A 21,864-nucleotide genomic window follows, 5' to 3' on the forward strand; every position below is an offset into this window, starting at 1 on the left:
TCGCTCCACCCACACCCCACCGACGCTCCACCGAACAGAGAGGTCGCCCCATGACCACCGTCGCCGAACACATCGTCGCCACACTGAAGTCCAACGGAGTCGAACGGGTCTATGGCCTGCCGGGCGACTCTCTGAACGGGTTCACCGACGCGCTCCGCAAAGACGGGTCGATTCGCTGGGTGCGTGTGCGGCACGAAGAATCGGCGGCGTTCGCTGCCGCCGCCGACGCGGCGACGACGGGTGAGCTGGCGGTGGTGGCCGGATCCTGCGGCCCCGGAAACCTGCACCTCATCAACGGGCTCTACGACGCGAACCGTTCGCGCGTGCCCGTGCTCGCGATCGCCGCCCACATTCCGACGAGCGAGATCGGCACCAACTACTTCCAGGAGACGCACCCGCAAGACCTCTTCCGCGAGGCGAGCGTCTACAGCGAGTACGTCGCGAGCCCGAGCCAGATGCCGCGCGTGCTCGAGATTGCGATGCGCACCGCCATCGAGCGCCGGGGCGTCGCCGTCGTGGTGATCCCGGGCGACGTCGCGCTGGCCGACGCGCTGACGACCGCGACCCATGTCATCGAACGGGCCCGCCCCGTCGTGGTGCCGAACGATGCCGAGCTCGATCGCGCCGCCGAGATATTGAACGGTGCGAAGCGGGTCACCATCCTCGCCGGTGCCGGCGTCGAAGGCGCGCACGAGCAGGTGGTCGCGCTGGCGGATCGCCTCGGCGCCCCCATCGTGCACGCGCTACGGGGCAAGGAATTTATCGAATACGACAACCCGTTCGATGTCGGCATGACCGGTCTGCTTGGGTTCGCCTCGGGGTTCCGCGCGATGGATGGCGCCGACGCCCTGCTGATGCTCGGCACGGATTTTCCGTACGCGCAGTTCTATCCCGAGAAGGCCCGCACGATCCAGGTCGATATTCGCGGCGAGCAACTCGGCCGTCGGCACCCCGTCGATCTGGGGCTGGTCGGTGACGCGGGCGCGACGGCTCATGCACTGCTCGAGCGCATCACGGGTGGTCGCGACCGCATGCACCTCGACGACGCCCGGGCGCACTACGTGAAGACCCGCGCGAAGCTCGACGAGCTCGCGGTGCCGTCGAAGCGCGCGCAGCCGATCCACCCGCAGTACCTCGCCAAGCTGCTCGATGACGCGGCGGCCGACGACGCCGTCTTCACCGCGGATGTCGGATCACCCACCGTGTGGGCCGCCCGCTACTTCACCATGAATGGCAAGCGCCGACTCATCGGCTCGTTCAGCCACGGCTCCATGGCGAACGCGCTGCTGCACGGCATCGGTGCGCAGGCCGCGCACCCCGGCCGGCAGGTCATCGCGCTCGCGGGCGACGGTGGGCTCGCGATGATGCTCGGCGAGCTCATCACGCTCACGCAGAACCGCCTGCCGGTGAAGACGATCGTCGTGAACAACTCGTCACTGAACTTCGTGGAGCTCGAGATGAAGGCGGCCGGATTCGTGAACTACGGCACCGACCTCGAAAACCCGAACTTCGCCGATGTGGCGCAGGCGCTCGGCATCTTCGCGCGGCGCGTGGAACGGTCGGAGGATCTGCCCGCGGCGCTCGCCGAGGTGCTCGCTCACGACGGCCCAGCGCTGCTCGACGTGGTCACCGAGCGACAGGAGCTCTCGATGCCGCCCGCCGTCACCGCCGAACAGGTGAAGGGGTTCGCGCTCTACGCGATCCGCACCGTCATGTCGGGCCGCGGCGACGAACTGCTCGACCTCGCCCGCGCGAACTGGCGCCAGCTGTTCTGAGCGGGATACTGCACCCAACGCCCCTGATCTGAGCCGCTGAACCCCTGCAATCTCGCCGAGCCCCTCCTATCTGTGCGCACAGATGAGAGGGGCTCGGCGAGAATGGAGGGGCTCGGCGGAGGGGACGGGGTGTGCGCAGCTGCCGCGGCGGCGGCTCCGCGGGAGGGGCCGGATCGGGGTGCGCGGCAGGCCGGGCTAGTTCGGGAGCGCCGGGCGCTGCTCCTGGCCCGCACCGCGCGGAATGAACAGCGACAGCACCAGCGCGATGACGCCGGCGCCGATCGCGAGCCAGAAGCACACATCGAACGCGGCGCGGCTCGGCATCGCCTGACCGTTGAACTCCGTCGTCATCGCGGCGAGTACCCCGCCCATCACGGCTGACGCGCTCGACGTGCCGACGGAGCGGAACAGCGCGTTGAGTCCGTTCGAAGCGCCGGTTTCGTGCGCGGGCACCGAACGCATGATGATCATCGGCATCGCGGCGAAGGTGAACCCGATGCCCACGCCGATGAGCAGGTTCGCGGCGAAGACGTGCCATACCTCGCTCGACCAGATCAGCATGAACGCGTAGGCGAGCACGATCGTGGCCGTGCCGGCGGTGAAGAGTGGCCGCGGGCCGACAGTGCGCTCGAGCCACCCCGAGAGCGGCGAGATGATCATCATCACGATGCCGGCGGGCATCACGACGAGAGCGGCCTGCATCATGTCGAGGCCGAAGCCCGACCCCGAGGCGACGGGCAACTCGAGCAGTTGCGGAAACGCGACGTTCGAGGAGAACAGTGCGAAGCCCATGCCGATCGCGGCGATGTTGGTGAAGAGCACCGCGGGGCGGGCGGCGACCCTGAGATCGAGCAGCGGATCCTTCGCCCGCATCTGGTACCAGCCCCACAGCAGCAGCACCGCGATGCCGCCGATGATGGTGGTCAGCGTGAGCGGCGACGTCCAGCCCCAGTCTGCGCCGCGCGACACGAACAGCAGGATGCCGGTGAGGCCGATCGCGAGCCCGATCGCGCCCAGCACGTCGAGCCGACCGGAGCTGCGCAGCACGTCACCGGGCACGAGCCAGGCGATCAGCGGCACACCGAGCACGCCGAGCCCGGCGGCGAGCCAGAACAGGGCGTGCCAGTCGGCGTTGATCGCGAGATATGCGGCGAGGGGCATCCCCACCGCACCGCCCACGCCCATCGTGGCGCTCATGAGCGCGACGGCCGTGCCGAGTCGCTCGGGCGGCAGCACGTCGCGCATGATCGCGATGCCCAGAGGAATCACGCCGGTCACCACGCCCTGCAGCGCGCGCCCGATGATGACACCCACGATCGTGCCCGACACGGCGGCGATCACCGAGCCGACGATGAGCACCGCGAGCAGCACGACGACCACGCGCTTCTTGCCGAAGAGGTCGCCAAGGCGACCCGAGATCGGCGTCGCGACCGCTGCGACGAGCAGGGTGATCGTGACGACCCACGAGGTATCTTCGCGCGAGGCATGCAGCAGCTCGGGCAACTCGGCCTGCAGCGGCACGACGAGCGTGAACATGAACGACGAGCAGAGCCCCGCGTATGCGAGTGCGGCGACGGTGGCCCACCGGGGAGGGGTTCGTGAAAGCCGATTCCGTTGATTCTCCGCCGCATTCCCCACGCGAGGAGTGTATCGGGTGCGTGAAGAGGCGAGCGGGCGGCGGGGCGGGCCCGCCGGTCAGGCCTGCGGCGTCAGCTCCTCGGCCAGCGCGACGATGATGCCCTCGGGGCCGCGCAGGTAGCAGAGACGATACTGGTCTTCGTAGCGGGCGATCGACCCGATGAGCTCGCCGCCGACCGCGCTCATGCGGTCGACCGTGGCGTCGACGTCGGTCACCGCGAACATGATGCTGCGCAGCCCGAGCGCCTGGGGCGTGTCGGGCGAGGGCGTCGTCTCGACGGCGGCGGGCTCGTCGAACCGGGTGAGTTCGATGATCCCGCTGCCGTCAGGGGTGCGCATCATCGCGATTTCAGCGCGCAGCCCAGGGATGCCGACCACCGTGTCGACCCAGTCACCCGAGATCGGGGAGCGGCCGTCGACGTTCAGGCCGAGCTCGACGAAAAAGTCGATCGCGGCCTCGAGGTCGCGCACGACGATGCTGATGTGATCCAAACGCTGCAGTGCCATACGGCAGAGAATACGCGTTCGAAACCCCCGGTGCCAGAGTGGTGTGCAGTGCGGAACTTACGCCGCGAGACGCGACGGCGCGATACCCGCGAGCACGCCGAGCAACGAGTCGGGCACGAGGCCGGTGTCGGCGCGGCCGTCGCGCACGATCGCCGCGATCTGCGATCCGAGCTCCGCGGTCGTCGCACCCATGTCTGCGCCCGCGAGTGCGGGCAGCGATCCGAGCACCTCGACGGTCGCGGCCTCGACGGCGCGCGCCGCCTCGCCCTCGCCGAGGTGACCGAGCATGAGGGCGAGCGAGAGGATCGCCCCGGCGGGATTCGCCCAGCCCTTCCCAGCGATGTCGGGCGCCGATCCGTGGATCGCCTCGAACATACTGGGGGCGGTGCCGTCGAGATTGAGGTTGGCGCTGGTCGCGACGCCGAGCCCGCCCTGGATCACCGCGCCGAGATCGGTGATGATGTCGCCGAAGAGGTTGTCGGTCACCACGACGTCGAAGCGCTCGGGGGTGAGCGGCAGGTGGAAGCACATCGCGTCGACGTGCACGTAGTCGAGCTCGACCTCCGGGTAGCGCTCGCCGACCTCGCTGACGACCTGCTGCCAGAGCTGCCCGGCGGCGACCAGGATGTTGGTCTTGTGCACGAGCGTCAGCTTCTTGCGGCGGCCGAGCGCGAGGCGGAACGAGAAGTCGACCACGCGCTCGATACCGGCGCGCGTGTTCAGCGACTCCTGCATCGCGACCGCATTCGGGGTGCCTGCGTGCACCGTGGAGCCGCGGCCGACGTAGGCGCCCTCGGTGTTCTCACGCACGATGACCATCTCGCACCGCTCGGGAGCCAGATCGGCGATCGGTGTGGGCACGCCGGGGTAGAGGCGCACCGGGCGCACGTTCGCCGCCTGCTGGAAGCGCTGACGCATCTCGAGGATGAATCCGCGCTCAAGAATGCCGGGGGTGACGCGGGGGTCTCCCATGGAGCCGAACAGGATCGCGTCCTTGTCGCGCAGCTGCGCCTCGACGGCGTCGAACAGTTCGCCGGTCTCGAGGTAGTGGTTTGCGCCCGCGGCGAAGGTGCTGCGGTCGGTCGTGAACCCGAAGCGCTGCTCGGCGGCGTCGAGCACCTCGAGCGCGCAGCCGACCACCTCGGGGCCGATGCCGTCGCCGGGAAGTACCGCGATCGTGTAGCTGTTCGTCATGGTCGATCCTTTCGACGGCGGTCGGCCGCACACGCCTTTGAATTGGGCCTCTTGGTGATCTATATTAAATGGTAAGACCACTCAGCGCGACGTCTCGGGTGCACCGCAGCACCGCGAACCGCGCGCTCACGCCGCAGGGAGCCGCCATGTCACACGCACTCGATCTTCTCGCGCCCGCCGGCGCACTGCCGATCGGCGACGGGTGGCGGGAGCTCGCGGCGAGCTCCGACGTCGTCTTCCCGTTCGACGGCACGGTCATCGGCACGGCCCCGGTGAGTGGCGAGCAGGATTCGCGCGACGCCCTCGATGCCGCCGATGCGGCTCGGGCCGCGGTCGCCGCGCTCACCACCGCGCAGCGCAAGGCGATCCTGACCGAACTCACCGCCCGGGTGCGCGCCGAGGCGCAACACCTCGAAGACCTCTTGGTGCTCGAGACCGGCAAGCCGCGCGTCGACTGCCGCACCGAGGTGAACCGCACCATCGTCACGCTCGAGGCGACCGCCGAAGAGGTCTCGCACATCCATGGCGAGACGGTGCCGCTCGACCTGCAAGAGCTCGGTCGCGGCATGATCGGCTACTACACCCGCAAGCCAGCCGGCATCGTCATCGGAATCGCCGGGTTCAACTACCCGCTGCTGCTCGCGACCCACAAGCTCGCGCCCGCCATCGCCGCGGGCTGCCCGGTCATCATCAAGCCGGCGCCGAACACGCCGCTCGCCACCATCGAACTGCTCGCGATCACCCGTGAAATCCTCGCAGCACACGGCGTCACGCCCGCCGCGGTGCAGCTCGTCAACGGCGACCCGATCGTCGGCGAGACCCTCGTGCGCGACCCGCGCGCGGCCATCGTGTCGTTCACGGGCTCGGCCAAGATCGGCCACCTCATCGCCCAGCAGGCCGCACCGCGCAAGGCCGTACTCGAACTCGGTTCGAACACCGGCTTCATCGTCGCGAACGACGCCGACCTCGAAGCCGCCGTCGACGCCGTTCTGCGCGGTGGCTTCTACGCCAACGGGCAAGCGTGCATTTCGGTGCAGCGCGTCGTGCTCGAGCGCGGGATCGCCGAGCACTTCTCGGCCCGCCTCGTCGAGCGCATGGGCGAGCTCGTCTTTGGTGATCCCCGCGACCTCGCGACCAACGTCGCCCCCGTCATCAACGTCGCCTCGGGCGAGCGCATCCGCGCGATGATCGACCGCGCGCTCGCCGCGGGCGCCACGCTGCTGACCGACGGACCCGGTGCCGTCTCGGAGCAGCGCGGTGCCGCGCACCTCGCCCCCATCGTGCTCGGCGACGTGCCCGCCGACGTCGACGTCTGGTGCGAAGAGATCTTCGGGCCCGTCGTGTGCCTCACGACCGTCGACTCCATCGACGACGCGATCGACCTCGTCAACGACTCGCGCTACGGGCTGCAAGCTGCCATCTACACCGCGTCGCTCGAGAGCGCGTTCGCCGCGATCGACCGCCTCGAGGTCGGCGGCGTCGTCGTCAACGAGATTCCCGGGTTCCGATCCGACATCATGCCCTACGGCGGCGTGAAAGATTCGGGCATCGGGCGCGAAGGCCCCCGCTTCGCCATCGAGGAGTTCACAGTGACGCGCATGGCGATGATCCGCCCGCGGGCGCGCGGCTGACGCCGGCCCGGCGATCCCGCACCGCCGCGCAGCACATCGAACTGCAGCGCAGCGCACTCGATACCCAGATACGAACCGAAATCCAGGAGAACCCCGCATGAGCCACTCGCCGATCGACTACTCGCAGCTCTTCCGCCTCGACGGGCGCACGATCGTGGTGATCGGCGCCGGCAGCGGCATCGGTCGCGAGTCGGCGCAGGCGCTCGCCGCGCAGGGTGCGCACGTCGTGGTCGCCGACTACTCGCTCGAGGGCGCCGAGGCGACGGTTGCGCTGATCGCTGAACAGGGCGGCGTGGCCGAGGCCTACGAGCTGAACGTGCTCGACGACGACGCGGTCGCTGCCGCCGCCGAGCGCTTCGGCACGGCATCCGCGCTGGTCTTCACCGCTGCGACCAACGTGCGCAAGCGCATGGAAGATTACACTCTCGACGAGTTCGACCGCGTCGTGAACCTCAACCTGCGGGCGTCGTTCCAGCTCATTCGCCAGTTCGGCACGAAGTTCGCCGCCAACGGTGGCGGGTCGATCATCGGCTTCGCGTCGATTCGCGCGCAGGTCGTCGAGCCCGGGCAGGGCGTCTACGCGGCGACCAAGGCCGGGCTCGTGCAGCTCGCGAAGACCGCGGCCGCCGAATACGGCGCGCAGGGCGTGCGCGTCAACGTGGTGGCACCCGGCGTCGTCGAGACCCCGCTGACCGCCCAGATCAAGGCGAACGACGAGTGGTACGGCGCCTACGCGCAGAAGAGCGCACTCGGCCGCTGGTCGCGCCCCGACGAGCTGGCCGGCGCCGTGGTGTACCTCGCCTCAGACGCGTCATCGTTCGTGACCGGCTCCACACTGACCGTCGACGGCGGCTGGACCGCGATCGACGGACGCTTTACGCCGCCCGCGTCGTAGGGTTTCGGGTTGGTCCGGGGCGCACCGAGGCGTCCCGGCTCGACGCTGCCGTGCCTGGGGACCGCAAGCTGTTGCCTTCGCGCACCTATTCGACGAATGACTACCAGTTCTCGGCAATAGTGGTATTCATTCGTCGAATAGGTGTCTCAAGACGAAATCTGGTGGTGCCGAGGCGCCCCGCGCCCGGCACTCAGGCTACGCGGGCCCAGTCCACCTCGGCATCGGCCCCGCGCGCGCCCTCGAACCACAGCGCCACCCGCATGAGGTGATCGTCGGTGCCGATGCGCCCCGCGATCTGCAGGCCGATGGTGCGACCGTCGGCCTGCACGCCGGCGCCGACCGACACGGCGGGCTGCCCCGACATGTTGTAGGGCACGGTGAACGAGATGTGCCCCATGGTCTGCAGCGGGTCGGTGATCGGCATCGGATCCTCGGCAGCGAACGCGGCGACCGGCGTCACCGGCGACAGCACGAGGTCGAACGGCTCGGTCGCGGCGCGGGTGAGGCGCGCCATCTCATCGGCCATGCCCCGGTTGCGCACGGTCTGCGCGGCCGAGAAGCCTGCTCCGGCTTCGCACCAGGCCGCGATGAACGGCAGTACGGCAGCGCGGTCGGCCTTCGAGAGCACTTCGAAATCGGCGAAGGATCGGCTGCGCCAAAAGTTCACGAGACCGTCGAGCACCGTTGCGGGTACGAAGGGGTCGAGCGGCACGACCGTTGCACCCGCAGCCTCGAAGAGTGCTGCGGCGCGCTCGACGGCGGCGCGGGTCTCCGGCTCGACGGCAAGGCCTGACCCGGCGTCCAGCTGCAGCGCGACGCGCAGGCCGGCGGGCGAGAGCGGCTCCGTCGACCACTCCATCGGCTGGTACGCGCGGGTGAGGTAGTCGCGGGGGTCGGGCTGCGCCACGATCGACATGAGGCGGATCGTGTCGGCGGCCGAGCGCGTCAATGGGCCGGCCGCGCGACCCGTGTAGGGCACGTCAAGCGGAATGAGCCCCTCGCTGGGCTTCAACGCGGTGAGCCCCTGCCACGAGCCGGGGAGGCGAATGGATCCGCCGATATCCGTGCCGATGTGGAACGGCCCGTAGCCCGCTGCGGCGGCCGTGCCCGCGCCGGCGCTGGATCCGCCCGACGTGTGCGCGGGGTTCAGCGCACCGCGCGTGATGCCGTGCAGGCTCGAGACGCCCGACGACAGCATGCCCCAGTCGGGCATGGTGGTGGTGCCGACGATGACCGCGCCGGCCTCGAGCAAGCGGACGGTCGTGGGCGCGTTCTGGGCTGCGATCGGCGGGTTCGGGATCGCCGTGCCCGCCGGCTTCGGCTGACCGGCCCGGGCGATGTTCTCCTTGACCGTGGCGGGCACGCCATCGAACGAGCCGAGCTGGGTGCCCGAACGCCAGCGCTCCGTCGACGCGGCGGCGTCGGCGCGCACCTGCGCGGCGTCGAACAGGTACAGCGCGTTGAGTTCAGGCTCGCGCGCCTCGACGCGGGCGATGACGTCTTCGGCGACCTCGGAGGGGCTGAGCGATCCGTCGGCGTAGTGCGCGCTGAGCGCGGCGGCGTCGAGGGAGGCGGGGCGGTTCGAGGTCATCCTGGGCCTTTCGTTCGGGTGAATGGTCGGGCTGGGGGAGCGCGCACCGGCGACGCGGGTCGGGGTGGGGAGCCGCGTGGTCGCGCCGCGCCCCACCGCGTCAGGCGCTCTGTGCGAGCTCCTGTCGCAGCGTCAGCGACGAATCGATGAGGCGCTGCGTGTAGGGGTGCTGCGGGGCGCGGTACACGGTCTCTGTGTCGCCGGCCTCGACGATCTCGCCCGACTGCATCACAATCACCGAGTCGCAGAGGTGCCGCACCACGTTGAGGTCGTGCGACACGAAGACGAGCGTGAGCCCGTACTCGTCGACGAGGTCGGCGAGCAGGTTCAGCACCTGCGCGCGCACCGAGACGTCGAGCGCGCTGACGGGCTCGTCGGCGACGACCACCTTCGGGCGGCAGATCAGTGCGCGGGCGATCGAGATGCGCTGACGCTGGCCACCCGAGAACTGGTGCGGAAAGCGCTCGGCCGACGAGGCGGGCAGCCCAACCGCCTCCAACATTTCGGCGACCATGCGCTTGCGGTCGGCTGCCGACTCGCCGCGGCCGGGCACGAGCAGCGGCTCCGAGATGATCTGTTCGACGGTCATGCGCGGGTCGAGCGACCCCATCGGATCCTGGAACACGATCTGCAGGTTCTGCCGCAGCTCGCGCAGCTGCGCTTCCTTCGCGCCCTTCACCTCGTTGCCGGCGACGATCGCGCTGCCCGAAGTGGGCTGGTCGAGGCCCGCGAGGATGCGCAGCAGCGTCGACTTGCCCGAGCCCGATTCGCCGACGACGCCGAGGCGGCCGCCCTCGGGCACCTCGAACGAGATGCTCTTCAGTGCGTGCACCTCGGGCGCCGGCTTGAACAGGCTCGTGCGGCCGCGGGTGTAGGTGCGCACGAGGTCGGTGACGCGCATCGCGGGCTCGGCGGCCGAGGTGCTTGCGGTCGCAGTGCCGGCGGGCGCGCGTGTCGCGGACGCTGCGGTCTCGGGCGTACCAGCGACGGGTGCCGGATCAGCGGGCGCCGGGTGATCCGCCGCCGCACCTGCGGGCAGGCCGTCGGCACCGAGAGTCGCATCCGCGGTCGGCGGCACGTACTCCTGCGCTGTCGCGACGGTGAAGAGCCGCCCGTTCGCGTCGACCGCGTCGAGGTCGGAGGCCGCGAGCAGTCCCCGCGTGTAGGGGTGCTGCGGGCGGGTGAAGACGTCTTCGGTGGTGCCCTCCTCGACGACGACGCCCTGATTCATCACGAGCACGCGCGTGCACATGTTCGCGACGACGGCCAGGTCGTGCGTGATGAAGAGGAGGCCGGTGCCGCGCTCACGCACAAGCTCGAGAATGAGATCGAGCACCTGACGTTGCACCGTGACGTCGAGCGCCGTCGTGGGCTCGTCGCAGAGCAGCAGCGACGGGTCATTCGCGAGCGCCATCGCGAGCATGACGCGCTGACGCTGACCGCCCGAGAGCTGGTGCGGGTAGGCGCGCGCGGCCTGCGCCGGGTCGGGCAGGTGCACGGCATCGAGCATCTCGACGGCGCGGCGATTCGCCTCGGCTTTCGTCGGCGCAAGCTTGTGCTGCAGAATGATCTCCGCGATCTGCGCCCCCGCCCGCATCAGCGGGTTGAGTGCCGTGAGCGGCTCCTGGAACACCATCGCCACGTCGTTGCCGCGCAGCTTCATGAGATCGCGCTCGGGCGCCTCGAGCAGGTTGCCCGCGTAGCCGTCGATCTCGACCGAACCGTCGGCCGTGACGCCGTTCGGCAGGAGGCCGAGGAGCGCGGTCGTGGTCATCGACTTGCCCGACCCCGACTCGCCGATCAGGCCGATGCGCTCGCCGTGCGCCATATGCAGCGAGAAGTCGGAGACGAGGGTGCGGTGCGGGGTGCGCACGTTGAGGTCGTCGACGCGGAGCAGCAGGTCGCCGCGCGCGGCGGGTCCGGCAGCGCCGGCGGTGGATTCGGTGCGCATCAGCCGCGGCTCCCGTTCAGTTTCGGATCGAAGCGGTCGCGCAGGCCGTCACCCAGCAGGTTGAAGCCCATGACCGCGATGGCGATGGCGATGCCCGGCCACACGGCCAGCATCGGCTCGGTGCCGAGGAACTGCTGCGACTCCTGCAGCATGCGCCCCCACGACGGGGTGGGCGGCGGCGTGCCGAGGCCCAGGAAGCTCAGGCCGGCCTCTGCGAGCACGGCGAGGGCGAACGAGACCGACGACTGCACGACGACCATGCCCACGATGTTCGGGAGCACGTGACGCAGGGCGATCCGGAACCGCGACTGGCTCGCCGCGCGCGCCGCGAGCACGTACTCGGTCGTCATCACCTGCAGGGTGCCCGAGCGGGCGACGCGGGCGAAGCCCGGAATGGTCGCGATGCCGATCGCCACCATGGCGGTCAGCGTCGAAGCGCCGAAGACCGCGCTGAACATGATCGCCAGCAGCAGTGCGGGGAAGGCGAGCGCGATGTCGGAGGCGCGCATGATGACCTCCTCGATCCACCCGCCACGGATGCCCGCGAGGATGCCGAGGGGCGTGCCGATGACGATCGCGATGCCGACCGAGATGACGCCGACGAAGAGCGTGATGCGCGCGCCGTACAGCATCGCCGAGAACACATCGCGGCCGTACTTGTCGGTGCCCATGAGGTGCGCGGCGCTGGAGCCCTGGAGGCGATCCGCCGGCATCGCCTGCGTGGGGTCGTAGGGCGTCCACACGAACGACACGATGGCCGCGAGCGCGACGAGCCCGATCAGTACGAGACCGATGATCAGCGTGGACGACAGCTTGCGGCGGCCGGGCTTCGCGGCCCCGCCGCTCAGGCTGGAGTTGCCCGGTGCGCTGATCGCGCTGGTGCGCGGCGCCTGGGAGGGCGGGGTGGGAACCTGTTGCGTGCTCATGGCTAGGCGCTCCTTCGCAGACGCGGATCGATGAGCGTGTAGAGCACATCGACGACGAGGTTGAGAATCAGGGTGATTGCGACGAGCACCATGACCACCGACTGCACGGTGAGCATGTCGCGGTTGCCCACGGCGTCGAGCAGCATCGAGCCGAGGCCCGGAATCACGAACACGCGCTCGATGACCACGGCTCCGATGATGAGCGCCGCGATCTGCACGCCCGTCACGGTGATGACCGGAATGGCGGCGTTGCGGAGGCCGTGCTTCAGCAGCGCGCCGTTCTTGCTCAGGCCCTTCGCGCGGGCGGTGCGCAGGTAGTCCTCGCTCATCACCTCGAGCACGGCCGAGCGTACATAACGGGTGAGGATCGCGCCCTGCACGGAGGCGAGGGCCACGACGGGCAGGATCAACCGGCGAATGAAGTCGCCGAAGTCTTCAGATGGTGCGGTCCAGCCGTTCGCCGGGAGCCAGCCGAGGCCGACCGCGAACACCATGACGAGCAGGATGCCGGCGAGGAAGCCGGGGATCGCGACACCGATCTGCGATCCGAGGCCGATGGCGACGCCCGAGAAGTTGCGGTGCTTCACCGCGGCCCAGGTGCCGAGCGGAATCGCGACGAGCAGGGCGACCACCATCGCGGTGAGCACAAGGATCAGGCTGACCTGCACGCGATCGAGCACCATCGGGCTGATGTCGGTGCGCGTGACGTAGGAGGTGCCGAAGTCGCCCGTGAGCAGGCCGCCGAACCACTCGAAGTACTGCACGATGAGCGGGCGGTTCGTGCCGAACTGCTCGCGCGTCTGCTCGAGGAGCTCGGGTGTGGCGTTGACGCCGAGCGCGATCTGGGCGGGGTCGCCCGGAATCAAGCGCATGAAGAGGAACACGACGACCGTGGCGACGACGTACGTCACCGCGAATCTCGCGAGATTGATCAGGATCCGTATGGCCATGCGGGTTCCTCGAGTTCAGGGGGAGGGGTGCGGGGTGTTGCGTCGTGCACACTGTGGGTGGTGCAGGGTGCTGGGTGAGCAATTACTGCCCGAACCCGTGGGGGTTCGGGGTAGCAATCACTCACCCAGAGTCTGGGCGAGAAGTGTTACTTCCAGCTCAGGTTGGTGAGGTCGAGCGCCTCGATGATCGCATTTTCGGGCATGCCCTGCAGCCCGGCCTTCGCGACCGTGATGTTCGGGAAGAGGAACAGCACGCCCGATGCGGCGTCGTCGACGATCTGCTCGGAGACCTGCTTCATGCCCTCGATGTAGCCCGCCTCGTCGGCGGCGTCGGCCTCCGCAGCGATGGGGGCGATCTTCGAGTTGTCGTACCCGATGTAGTAGTTCGGGTCGTTGAACACGGTGAGGATGTCGCGCGCCTCGACGGCGAGCACCGTGGTCAGCTGGTAGTCGTGCTGGGTGAAGACCTTGTCCAGCCAGACGGCGGGGAACTCGGCGGACTCGATCTTCGCGTTGATGCCCACGTCTTTCAGCTGCGACACGACGATCTCGGAGACGGCCTGCGCGTAGGGGCGGGTCGGCACCGTGAAGGTGATGTCCAGGTTTTCCTGGCCGGCCTCCTTGAGGAGCTCCTTGGCCTTCTCGGGGTCGTAGGGGTACTTGTCGTTCAGATCCTCGTAGTACGGATCGGTCGGCGTCGCGTAGGTGGCGACGAGCGAGCCGTAGCCGTTCCACGCGGTGTCGAGGATCGCCTGCTTGTCGAGGGCGTAGAGCACTGCCTGGCGCACGCGCACGTCGTCGAAGGGTGCGGCCTTGTTGTTCATGGAGAGCGATACCTCGCCGCTCGACGTGCCGGTGGTGACCACGAACTTGTCGTCGGCTTCGAAGCTTGACAGCAGCTCGGGGGCCTGCAGGTTCGCGATCGCGTCGACGTCGCCGGTCTGCAGCGCGTTGGTGGTGGCCGTCGCGTCGGCGAAGTACTTCAGCGTGACCTGCTCGACGCCGGGCGCTTCGCCCCAGTAGTCGTCGCGGGTGTCGAAGACGAGGCTCTCGTTCGGGGTCCACTTCTCAACGGCGTAGGGTCCGGTGCCGACAGGGGTGTTGGCGAGGTCGGCTACGCCGTCCTCCGAGAAGATCGCTCCAACGGGAGTCGCGAGGCTGAAGAGCCAGGCGTTCGACGGGGTGCTCAGCGTCACTGCCACCTCGGTCGGCGAGACGACGTCGACGCTGTCGACGACATCCATCTTCGCCTTGAGGCTCGAGACCCAGTCGGTCTTGACTCGGTCGAAGCTGAACTTCACGTCATCGGCGGTGAACTCGTCGCCGTTCGAGAACGTCACGCCCTCTTGCAGGGTGAACGTGTAGGTCTTGCGATCGTCGCTGACCGTCCACTCTTTGGCGAGCAGCGGCTGGATCTCGCCCGACTGGTCGAGCTCGACGAGGCCCTCGTAGACGTTCGACATGAGTGCCTGCGGAATCGCAGAGCCCGCGGTCGTGGTGAAGTCGAGGTTGGTCGGTGTGCCGGTGAGCGCGATGGTCGCGGTCGTCGGGGTGTCGCCGTCGCCGCCCGAGCTGCTGCCGGCGCCGGCGGAGCAGCCGGCCAGGCCGAGAACGGCCGCGGTGGCGAGCGCCGCCGTGGTGAGAATCGCATTCTTACGTCGCATCATTGCTTTCCTGTGGCTGCTTTCCTGTGACTCAGGCCTCGGGATCCGTGGCCGTTGATGGGTGAGTATTCGGGCGACGATGCCCGATCACCGTTCCGCACAGCACAGCGTATGCGCGGAACGGGTACTGCGGGGTACTGCAAATCCCAAGAGATTTCGAACCAGGATACATGGTAAGACCACTTAAGTGGGCGCTATCATCGGATCACGCGACCGGTGACCCCGAGTCGTGACACAGCCGTAACCGAGCGCAGTCGCTCAGCCGCCCGCGGACCGCCGACCAGCCGTCGCCGCTCCGCCCACCAGGAAGAGACCAGGTGTCCACGACCCACAGCTTCGAGCCGGCGGTGCCCGTGCACACCTATCAGCGCATCGTCGATCAGATCGAACAGGCGATCGTCTCGGGCGACATTCCTGTCGGATCTCAGCTGTCGAGCGAACGCGACCTCATGGTGCAGTTCGGCGTCAGCCGGCCGACCGTGCGCGAAGCGCTGCGTATTCTCCAGAGCATGGGGCTGCTCGAGTCGCGGCCCGGTACGCGCGGCGGCCCCGTCGTGCTCGCGCCCTCGTCGAAGACCCTGTCGCGTTCGCTGCGGGCGCTCGTCGGTACCGATGCCCTCGACGTTTCAGCGCTCGTCGAGTACCGCGTCGTGCTTGAAGGCACGACGAGCCGCCTCGCCGCCGTGCGCCACACGCCGGATCAGCTCGACCGCATGCGCGCCGCGATCGAGCAGATGGAGCGCGACGCCGAGGCGAACGCCGATACCTTCGCCGCCGCCGACGTCGAGTTCCACGAGGCGATCTGGGAAGCGAGCGGCAACGAGGTGCTGCGGCTCACCGGTGAGGCGGTATCGGGAGTGCTCCGCGCGATCATTCAGCGTGACGTCGAGAACGAGCACCACGACAACAGCCTCAAGCTCGAATCCGCCACGATCGACCGTTCTCTGTTTACTGCGATCGAGCAGCGCAACGCCGAGCTCGCGAGCCGTATCGCCCGACGAGCCGTGGCCGATCGCTTCGGGCTGCTGGTCGAGAACGACATCGACCGCCGTGCCCTGGCCGCGCTCGCCGAGTAGCGCCCGCCTGCGCTTGGCGCTGCCTGCTCAGCTCTGCCGTGCGCCGACTAGCGCCAGCACGACGCTGAGCGTCGCGGCCCCCAGGGCGAACACGGTGACGGCCGGCGCCAGACCGAGCGACCCGACTAACACGCCGAGTCCGATCACCGGTACAGCGCTGCCGAGGTAGGTGACTGTGTAGATCGCGCTCACCGTCGATGCGTGGCGCTGCGGATCGACGGCCACGGTCGCGGCCGTGAACGCCGACTGGAACGCGATGCCCTGCCCGGCGCCGGCGAGCGCGCAGGTGACGATGAGGAACCAGACGGCACCGATCGTGCCGGCCGCGGCGAGGCCGATGAGCGCGATCGCGAGCACTGCGAGCCCGACCGGCAGACGCCAGCGCCCACGCAAGGGCAGCACCTGCACCAGCGCCGAGGCGGCGAGGGTGATGGCGGCGAGTGCGCCGATGACCGGACGCGACTCGGTGCCGGCGATCACGGCGAAGTGCGACGGTGCGAGCGACAGGCAGAATCCGAAGACGGTGAAGCTCAAGAACCCGGTGGCCGCGGCAAGACGGAATGCGCGTGCGGCGTGCGGGTGGTTGCGGCCCGGCGATCCGACACCATCTGACTGAGGTTCGGGGGCATCCGCGAGGGCGATGCCGAGATACTGCGGCGCGCATTCAGGGTGCGGCGCGATGATCAGCACCAGCGGCACGAGGGTGGCCAAGAGTGCCGCGACAATCAAATAGGGGGTGTGTAACGGAACACCGACGAGTGAGAGCAGCCCGCCGGCGACTGGCCCGGCCGCCACACCGCCCGACGTTGCGAGCAGCGTCAGACGACCGACGAGCGCCGGGCGGCCGGGCAGCAATGCGCGCAGCGCGCCCGACCCGATGCCCGTCGCGCACGCCACCGCGATGCCCTGCACGGCGCGGGCGACGCAGAACCAGCCGAGCGTCGGAGCGAAGGCGAGGGCCGCGGTGGCGAGCGCGGCGGCCGCGAGGGCGGCGACCAGCACGGTGCGGCGATTGACCCGGTCGGCGACGTGGCGAAACAGGAGCAGCCCGACGATCAGCGCGAGCACATAGCTCGAGAACGCGATCGTGACGCCGAGCGAGTCGATGCCCAACTGCGTCTCGAGCAGCGGGAACAGCGGCGTGCTGAGGTTGGCGCTCACCAGCAGTGTAAACAGTGCGAGTGCGGTGAGCAAGACCCGGGCGCGCGGTCGGTGCAGTGCCGGGTGGGGGAGGCCAGGGCGGGCCTGCCGGGAGGGGGCGTTCGGGGTGGTGAGCGCTGGGGTGCGGTGCGCGAGCGGCGCCGCGGGTGCCTGGGACATGGCGGTCTCCTTCTGCGAACGCAAGGGTGGCGCGTTCGGGTGTATCGCCCGCGGGGTGGTGCGGGAGGGATCCACGTGCGGCGGGGGTGTCCACCGGCACGTGTATGAGTTCATCGTATGCGAGTCGATCTGCGCAAGCGACGCGATCTGAATTGATCGATATGATCAATATTAAGAACATGAGTCGGGCAGAAAGTGGGCAATATGAGCGTCATTGACGCGACGGACCGGCGCATCCTGCATCTGCTTGATCAGGATGCTCGAATGCCGACCGCCATGATCGCGACGAAATTGGGCCTCGCGCGCGGCACCGTGCAGGCCCGGCTCGAGAAGCTGCGCGATTCGGGCGCCCTGCGTCTGCACAGTTCCCGCGTCGCACCCGCCGCTCTGGGGCGCCCCGTCGCCGCCAGTGTGCAGGTGGAACTCGACCAGCATCTGATCGGTGACGCGATCGCGGCGCTCGCCGGCATCCCGGAGGTGCTTGAGTGCTTCGCACCCGCCGGCAGCACCGACCTCTTGCTGCGCGTCGTCGCCCGAGACCCCGACGACCTGTACCGGGTGAGTGAAGAGATTCGCCTCTGCCCGGGCATTACCCGCACCTCGACGAGCCTCTTCTTGCGCGAGGTGATCCCGTATCGCGTGACCGGTTTGCTCGATGCCGGCAATTGAGCCTGGCTCATAGACTGGGTCCATGAATGATCGGGAGACCCGTCACGCCGAACTCGCCGAGCACTACCTGCCCGCCGACTTGCTCGCCCGCTTCCGTGCGCGCGCCGCTGAGTACGACCGCGAGAACCGGTTCTTCGACGAAGACCTCGCGGAGCTGATTGACCGCGGTTACTTGCAGGTCTTCGTGCCCGCCGAGTTCGGAGGCCCCTGCCTGACCCTCCACGAGGTGTCACGGTTGCAGCAGCGACTGGCCGGCGCGGCACCCGCGACGGCACTGGCCGTCAACATGCACCTGCTGTGCACGGGCGTTGCGGCGGCGCTGCTCGCCCGCGGTGACCGGTCCCTCGTGCGGGTACTCGACGGAGCGGGAGCCGGCGAGATCTTCGCATTCGGCATCAGCGAGCCCGGCAATGACTGGGTGCTGCAGGGCTCGAATACGGTGGCGGATCCCCAGCCCGACGGCAGCTACCGCCTGTCGGGGGTGAAGATCTTCACCTCGTTGTCGCCCGCCTGGACGCGCCTCATCGCGCACGGCCTCGACGCGAGCGACCCCGAGAGCCCGCAACTCGTCTTCGGGTTCATCGAGCGAGGCGACGCCGGCGTCACGGTCTCCGAGCACTGGGACGTGCTCGGCATGCGCGCGTCGCAGAGCCGCGCCACGACCCTCGACGCCGCAGTCATGCCGGCCGACCGGGTGGTGCGACGGGTGGAACCCGGCCGCGTGCCCGACCTGCTTACCTTCGCGATCGCCGCGCAGTTCCAGCTGCTCGTGGGCTCGGTCTACGCCGGCGTCGCCCGGCGCTGCCTGGAGCTGGGGGCCGAAGCGCTGCGCCGTCGCCGGTCGGCAGCCCGCGATCTGGCCCTGGCTGAGGCCCCCGAGTGGCGGGCGAGGATCGCCGAGGCCCACCGCGCATTCCTTTCGGTACCCGCACTCCTCGACAGCGCGACCCGCGACTTCGACGAGCAGATCGATCACGGTGCGGCGTGGCCGCTGAAGTTCGTGACCGCGCGCATTGCAGCCGGTGACGCCGCGCGGAGCGCCGCCGAGACGGCGCTCGCCTGCTCAGGCGGGGCAGGGTTCGACGGGGCGAGCGAGGCGAGCCGCCTCTACCGTGACGCCGCGGCCAGTCTCTTCCATCCGCCGAGCGCCGAGGCGGCACAAGCGATGTACGCCGCGGCACTGCTCGACGATCACTGACGTACGCCGCGCGGCCAGAGGCACCGTGCGGTTCACGGACTCCGATCAGGCGTCGAGCGGTGCGAGCCGATGTTCCATGCAGACGAGTCGCGGGCGCTCGTCCCAGGAGTCGACGCGGGTGAAACCACGGCGCTCGTAGAGCGCGATTGCGGGGGAGCGCCACTCCCACACCGACAGGCGCAGCGCCCGCGTGCCGATCGATCGGGCGTGGGTCGCGGCGGTGTCCACCAGCGCCGACGCGACGCCTCGACCTCGCGCGGCCGGATCAGCCCACAACCGTGTGAGCTCCGAGACGCCGGATCGCGGTGCCCTCAGCACGATGCACCCGACCGCGGTGCCGCGATCGATCGCCACGAGCACGCGATCATCCGCGAATGCGCGGGCGGGGTCGTGTACCTCGCGCCGATAGCGATCCGGCAACGCATCGACGTCTGCGACAGGCATTCCTTTTTCGCGCTCGGTCTCCAGGTGATAGTCGGCGAGCAGCGCTCGCAGCGCACGGTCGGCGTCGTCGGAACCGGGTGTCCACGTGAATACGATGATGTCAGCGGCCATACATCTAGCCTGCCGCACGTGCGTGACGTGCGCATTTCAGGAGAGGACGAGGCCCCTGCAGCGCGGCTGGGGCGAAAGTTTAGGCGACCGGCGACGCCGTTGTCGGCGGTCACCGGCCACGATAGCCCCACTTGTGACGGATGTGAACCCGATGCAATTGCACTGGTGACCGAATCGTTATCGGACGGCTCGCCTCGCCGAGATCGCGAGCGACGATGCTAGCGTATTCGTGGATAGCAGTCGAAGCAGGACGTGGGGGCAGGATGCGGAAACGACGGACGAGCGCGGTCAGGCGCCTGCTCGGGGCATTCGCCGTGTGCACGATTGCCGCGGGTGCGCTGGTCGGTGGGCAGCTCGGCGCTGCTCCGGCGCAGGCACTCGATCTCCCGACCTGGGACGACGTGCAGGCCGCCAAGCAGAACCAGTCGGCGGCTTCGGCCAAGGTGAAAGAGATCGAGAATCTCATCGCCGAGGGCGAGAAGGAGCTCGACCGTCTGCGGAATCTGCACGCCACCACGATCGACGATCTGCGCGCTGCCGAGGACGCGCTCGCCGCAGCTTCGGCGAAGGCCGACACGCTCGCGCAGCAGGCGGAGCAGAGTCGCAAGGACGCCGAAGACGCCGCCGATCGCGCGGGCGCGCTGGTCGCGCAGATGTACCGCTCAGGCGGGGTGGATCGCAGCGTCGAGATGTTCCTCGACGCCGACGGCAGCACCGCCGACGCGCTGCTCGATCGCATGGCGTCGATGTCGAAGGCGACCGAGCGCAACACCTCGCTCTCCCAGGAAGCCGAGCAGGCTTCGAACACCGCGGCCACGCTCGGCCAGCAGGCCGAATCCGCTGCGCAGGAGCGCGAGGAACTGCGCCAGGTGCAGGAGGAGAAGGAACAGGCCGCCGCAACGGCGGTCGCGGGTCAGGGTGAAAAGGTGCAGGCGCAAGAGGCGCAGCAGAAGACCCTCGAGACGCAGCTCGCGGCACTGAAAGACACGACGACCAAGACGGTCAAGGGCTACGAGGAGCGGCTCCGCATCGAAGAGGAGCAGCGCAAGGCCGAAGAAGAGCGCCTGCGCAAAGCAGCCGAAGCTGCGGCGAAGGCGGCTGCCGAAGAAGCGGCCCGCCAGGCCGAAGAGAACGCCAACAACGGCGGCGGTGGCGGTGGAGGCACCGGCGGTGGCTCTGGCGGCTCCGGCGGCGGCGACACCGGTGGCGGCTCTGGCGGTGGCGGTGGTGGCACCGGCGGGTCGAACGGCTGGGTCTACCCGACCTCGGGCTTCTACGTCTCCGAAGGCTTCCGCCCACCCGGGCGCCCCGACCACACGGGTATCGACCTCGCAACGAACTGCTGGACCCCGATCGTCGCCGCGGCTGCGGGCACGGTGCAGATGGTCTACTGGGACGGTGGCGGCGGTGGCAACATGGTCAACGTCAACCACACCAACGGCTGGCAGACCCGCTACGCGCACATGGTGCAGTGGGGCAGCGTGTATCAGGGGCAGTGGGTCGAAGCCGGCCAACTGCTCGGCTACGTCGGCTCGACCGGCGCGAGCACCGGGTGCCACCTCCACTTCGAGATGCGCCCGAACCAAGACAGCGGGTGGTACGACTTCGTCGACCCGGCCGGTGTGATGAGCTTCTACTAAGGAGCAATCGACGGGCAACGCAGAGGGGCTCGGGATCATGGTGATCCCGAGCCCCTCTGCGTGCGCGGCGAGGTACTCGCCGATGCCGCTCCTGGGTCAGTGGCCCTCGGTCTTCAGACGCTCCTGCGCCTCGACAATCAGTTGCTCGGCATCGGCTGCCGAACCCCACGCATCGACCTTGACCCACTTGTTCGGCTCAAGATCCTTGTAGTGCTCGAAGAAGTGCTCGATCTCCTTGCGGGTGTACTCGGGGATAGCGGCGACATCCTGGATGTGCGCCCAGCGCGGATCCTTGTGCTGCACCGCGATGACCTTGTCGTCGCCGCCGGCCTCATCGCTCATCTTGAGCACTCCGACGGGGCGCACCTTGACGCCGACGCCCGGGAACACCGGGTAATCGAGCAGCACGAGCACGTCGAGCGGATCGCCGTCTTCGCCCAGCGTCTCCTCGAAGAAGCCGTAGTCAGTCGGATAGACGAAGCCCGTGTAGAGCACGCGGTCGAGATAGACCCGTCCGGTCTCGTGATCGACCTCGTACTTGTTGCGGCTCCCCTTGGGGATCTCGATGACGGCATCGAATGCAGCGGCCATGCGCTCCTCCGTGCTTTCTGTGACGGGCCGCGTGACGGCCGTTGAGCATTTGCGCCCCCAGGCTACCCGAACGCGGGGGAGGCGGGCGCGGTG

General features: G+C 68.9%; 18 protein-coding genes. 7 read left to right on the top strand and 11 right to left on the bottom strand.

Annotated features, from left to right (window positions below; translation table 11 throughout):
- Nucleotides 1-50 precede the first annotated feature (50 nt).
- A complete protein-coding gene (gene poxB, locus CH42_RS03325) occupies nucleotides 51-1,775 on the top strand; it encodes a ubiquinone-dependent pyruvate dehydrogenase (protein ID WP_053351797.1) in 1,725 nt (574 codons plus the stop codon).
- Nucleotides 1,776-1,970: 195 nt separating this feature from the next.
- On the opposite strand, the gene CH42_RS03330 is transcribed toward poxB, so the two are convergent.
- Genes CH42_RS03330 through CH42_RS03340 form a run of 3 tightly spaced genes read right to left on the bottom strand, consistent with a single transcriptional unit; the run spans nucleotide 1,971 to nucleotide 5,114 of the window.
- Nucleotides 1,971-3,413, bottom strand: a complete 1,443-nt coding sequence (locus CH42_RS03330; protein WP_075205220.1) for an MFS transporter — start codon at nucleotides 3,411-3,413, stop codon at nucleotides 1,971-1,973.
- 57 nt (nucleotides 3,414-3,470) lie between these two features.
- On the bottom strand, nucleotides 3,471-3,920 hold the full coding sequence (locus CH42_RS03335; RefSeq protein WP_193392067.1) for a VOC family protein: 450 nt from the start codon (nucleotides 3,918-3,920) through the stop codon (nucleotides 3,471-3,473).
- A gap of 57 nt (nucleotides 3,921-3,977) precedes the next feature.
- Nucleotides 3,978-5,114, bottom strand: coding sequence for a 3-isopropylmalate dehydrogenase (locus CH42_RS03340; RefSeq protein ID WP_053351799.1), 1,137 nt, complete (start codon nucleotides 5,112-5,114; stop codon nucleotides 3,978-3,980).
- Between the two features lie 146 nt (nucleotides 5,115-5,260).
- Between CH42_RS03340 and CH42_RS03345 the strand changes: the two genes are divergently transcribed.
- Both CH42_RS03345 and CH42_RS03350 read left to right on the top strand, forming a co-directional pair.
- A complete protein-coding gene (locus tag CH42_RS03345; RefSeq protein ID WP_053352036.1) occupies nucleotides 5,261-6,745 on the top strand; it encodes an aldehyde dehydrogenase family protein in 1,485 nt (494 codons plus the stop codon).
- Nucleotides 6,746-6,842: 97 nt separating this feature from the next.
- On the top strand, nucleotides 6,843-7,640 hold the full coding sequence (locus CH42_RS03350; RefSeq protein ID WP_053351800.1) for an SDR family NAD(P)-dependent oxidoreductase: 798 nt from the start codon (nucleotides 6,843-6,845) through the stop codon (nucleotides 7,638-7,640).
- Between the two features lie 190 nt (nucleotides 7,641-7,830).
- On the opposite strand, the gene CH42_RS03355 is transcribed toward CH42_RS03350, so the two are convergent.
- The 5 genes from CH42_RS03355 to CH42_RS03375 all read right to left on the bottom strand — a co-directional run bounded on the left by CH42_RS03355 (nucleotide 7,831) and on the right by CH42_RS03375 (nucleotide 14,725).
- Nucleotides 7,831-9,231: an amidase gene (locus CH42_RS03355; protein WP_053351801.1), complete on the bottom strand. Its 1,401-nt coding sequence runs from the start codon at nucleotides 9,229-9,231 to the stop codon at nucleotides 7,831-7,833.
- A gap of 100 nt (nucleotides 9,232-9,331) precedes the next feature.
- Nucleotides 9,332-11,182: an ABC transporter ATP-binding protein gene (locus CH42_RS03360; protein WP_053351802.1), complete on the bottom strand. Its 1,851-nt coding sequence runs from the start codon at nucleotides 11,180-11,182 to the stop codon at nucleotides 9,332-9,334.
- The gene (locus CH42_RS03365; protein ID WP_053351803.1) at nucleotides 11,182-12,108 is read right to left on the bottom strand and encodes an ABC transporter permease; all 927 of its coding nucleotides are present in this window, start codon (nucleotides 12,106-12,108) and stop codon (nucleotides 11,182-11,184) included. Before CH42_RS03365 ends, CH42_RS03360 begins: the two co-directional genes overlap by 1 nt.
- Before the next feature lie 2 nt (nucleotides 12,109-12,110).
- The gene (locus tag CH42_RS03370; protein WP_053351804.1) at nucleotides 12,111-13,058 is read right to left on the bottom strand and encodes an ABC transporter permease; all 948 of its coding nucleotides are present in this window, start codon (nucleotides 13,056-13,058) and stop codon (nucleotides 12,111-12,113) included.
- A gap of 146 nt (nucleotides 13,059-13,204) precedes the next feature.
- Complete coding sequence (locus CH42_RS03375) at nucleotides 13,205-14,725, bottom strand: ABC transporter substrate-binding protein (RefSeq protein WP_053351805.1); 1,521 nt, start codon at nucleotides 14,723-14,725, stop codon at nucleotides 13,205-13,207.
- 314 nt (nucleotides 14,726-15,039) lie between these two features.
- On the opposite strand from CH42_RS03375, the gene CH42_RS03380 reads away from it, so the two are divergent.
- A complete protein-coding gene (locus tag CH42_RS03380) occupies nucleotides 15,040-15,798 on the top strand; it encodes a FadR/GntR family transcriptional regulator (RefSeq protein ID WP_053351806.1) in 759 nt (252 codons plus the stop codon).
- Nucleotides 15,799-15,825: 27 nt separating this feature from the next.
- On the opposite strand, the gene CH42_RS03385 is transcribed toward CH42_RS03380, so the two are convergent.
- Nucleotides 15,826-17,118, bottom strand: a complete 1,293-nt coding sequence (locus CH42_RS03385) for an MFS transporter (RefSeq protein ID WP_053351807.1) — start codon at nucleotides 17,116-17,118, stop codon at nucleotides 15,826-15,828.
- 204 nt (nucleotides 17,119-17,322) lie between these two features.
- Here CH42_RS03385 and CH42_RS03395 point away from each other — a divergent pair, with 204 nt between their 5' ends.
- Nucleotides 17,323-17,787, top strand: a complete 465-nt coding sequence (locus tag CH42_RS03395) for an Lrp/AsnC family transcriptional regulator (RefSeq protein WP_053351809.1) — start codon at nucleotides 17,323-17,325, stop codon at nucleotides 17,785-17,787.
- Between the two features lie 22 nt (nucleotides 17,788-17,809).
- Nucleotides 17,810-18,985, top strand: a complete 1,176-nt coding sequence (locus CH42_RS03400; RefSeq protein ID WP_053351810.1) for an acyl-CoA dehydrogenase family protein — start codon at nucleotides 17,810-17,812, stop codon at nucleotides 18,983-18,985.
- Nucleotides 18,986-19,030: 45 nt separating this feature from the next.
- Here the strand turns inward: CH42_RS03400 and CH42_RS03405 are convergent, their stop codons facing one another.
- On the bottom strand, nucleotides 19,031-19,540 hold the full coding sequence (locus tag CH42_RS03405) for a GNAT family N-acetyltransferase (protein WP_053351811.1): 510 nt from the start codon (nucleotides 19,538-19,540) through the stop codon (nucleotides 19,031-19,033).
- 263 nt (nucleotides 19,541-19,803) lie between these two features.
- On the opposite strand from CH42_RS03405, the gene CH42_RS03410 reads away from it, so the two are divergent.
- Nucleotides 19,804-21,180, top strand: a complete 1,377-nt coding sequence (locus CH42_RS03410; protein ID WP_082309272.1) for a M23 family metallopeptidase — start codon at nucleotides 19,804-19,806, stop codon at nucleotides 21,178-21,180.
- Between the two features lie 96 nt (nucleotides 21,181-21,276).
- Here the strand turns inward: CH42_RS03410 and ppa are convergent, their stop codons facing one another.
- Nucleotides 21,277-21,771 (bottom strand): inorganic diphosphatase, encoded by a 495-nt coding sequence (gene ppa / locus CH42_RS03415; RefSeq protein ID WP_053351812.1) that lies wholly within the window; start codon nucleotides 21,769-21,771, stop codon nucleotides 21,277-21,279.
- Nucleotides 21,772-21,864: the final 93 nt, after the last annotated feature.

Source organism: Leucobacter musarum subsp. musarum, assembly GCF_001273845.1.
Classification (GTDB): Bacteria; Actinomycetota; Actinomycetes; order Actinomycetales; family Microbacteriaceae; genus Leucobacter; species Leucobacter musarum.

Bases quoted from the DNA above. Each gene is read 5' to 3' on its own strand.
- CH42_RS03355 (WP_053351801.1), bottom strand. From the start codon at position 9,231: ATGACCTCGAACCGCCCCGCCTCCCTCGACGCCGCCGCGCTCAGCGCG.
- poxB (WP_053351797.1), top strand. From the start codon at position 51: ATGACCACCGTCGCCGAACACATCGTCGCCACACTGAAGTCCAACGGA.
- CH42_RS03340 (WP_053351799.1), bottom strand. From the start codon at position 5,114: ATGACGAACAGCTACACGATCGCGGTACTTCCCGGCGACGGCATCGGC.
- CH42_RS03345 (WP_053352036.1), top strand. From the start codon at position 5,261: ATGTCACACGCACTCGATCTTCTCGCGCCCGCCGGCGCACTGCCGATC.
- CH42_RS03360 (WP_053351802.1), bottom strand. From the start codon at position 11,182: ATGCGCACCGAATCCACCGCCGGCGCTGCCGGACCCGCCGCGCGCGGC.
- CH42_RS03375 (WP_053351805.1), bottom strand. From the start codon at position 14,725: ATGATGCGACGTAAGAATGCGATTCTCACCACGGCGGCGCTCGCCACC.
- CH42_RS03350 (WP_053351800.1), top strand. From the start codon at position 6,843: ATGAGCCACTCGCCGATCGACTACTCGCAGCTCTTCCGCCTCGACGGG.
- CH42_RS03405 (WP_053351811.1), bottom strand. From the start codon at position 19,540: ATGGCCGCTGACATCATCGTATTCACGTGGACACCCGGTTCCGACGAC.
- CH42_RS03335 (WP_193392067.1), bottom strand. From the start codon at position 3,920: ATGGCACTGCAGCGTTTGGATCACATCAGCATCGTCGTGCGCGACCTC.
- CH42_RS03370 (WP_053351804.1), bottom strand. From the start codon at position 13,058: ATGGCCATACGGATCCTGATCAATCTCGCGAGATTCGCGGTGACGTAC.
- ppa (WP_053351812.1), bottom strand. From the start codon at position 21,771: ATGGCCGCTGCATTCGATGCCGTCATCGAGATCCCCAAGGGGAGCCGC.
- CH42_RS03385 (WP_053351807.1), bottom strand. From the start codon at position 17,118: ATGTCCCAGGCACCCGCGGCGCCGCTCGCGCACCGCACCCCAGCGCTC.
- CH42_RS03410 (WP_082309272.1), top strand. From the start codon at position 19,804: ATGCGGAAACGACGGACGAGCGCGGTCAGGCGCCTGCTCGGGGCATTC.
- CH42_RS03365 (WP_053351803.1), bottom strand. From the start codon at position 12,108: ATGAGCACGCAACAGGTTCCCACCCCGCCCTCCCAGGCGCCGCGCACC.
- CH42_RS03395 (WP_053351809.1), top strand. From the start codon at position 17,323: ATGAGCGTCATTGACGCGACGGACCGGCGCATCCTGCATCTGCTTGAT.
- CH42_RS03400 (WP_053351810.1), top strand. From the start codon at position 17,810: ATGAATGATCGGGAGACCCGTCACGCCGAACTCGCCGAGCACTACCTG.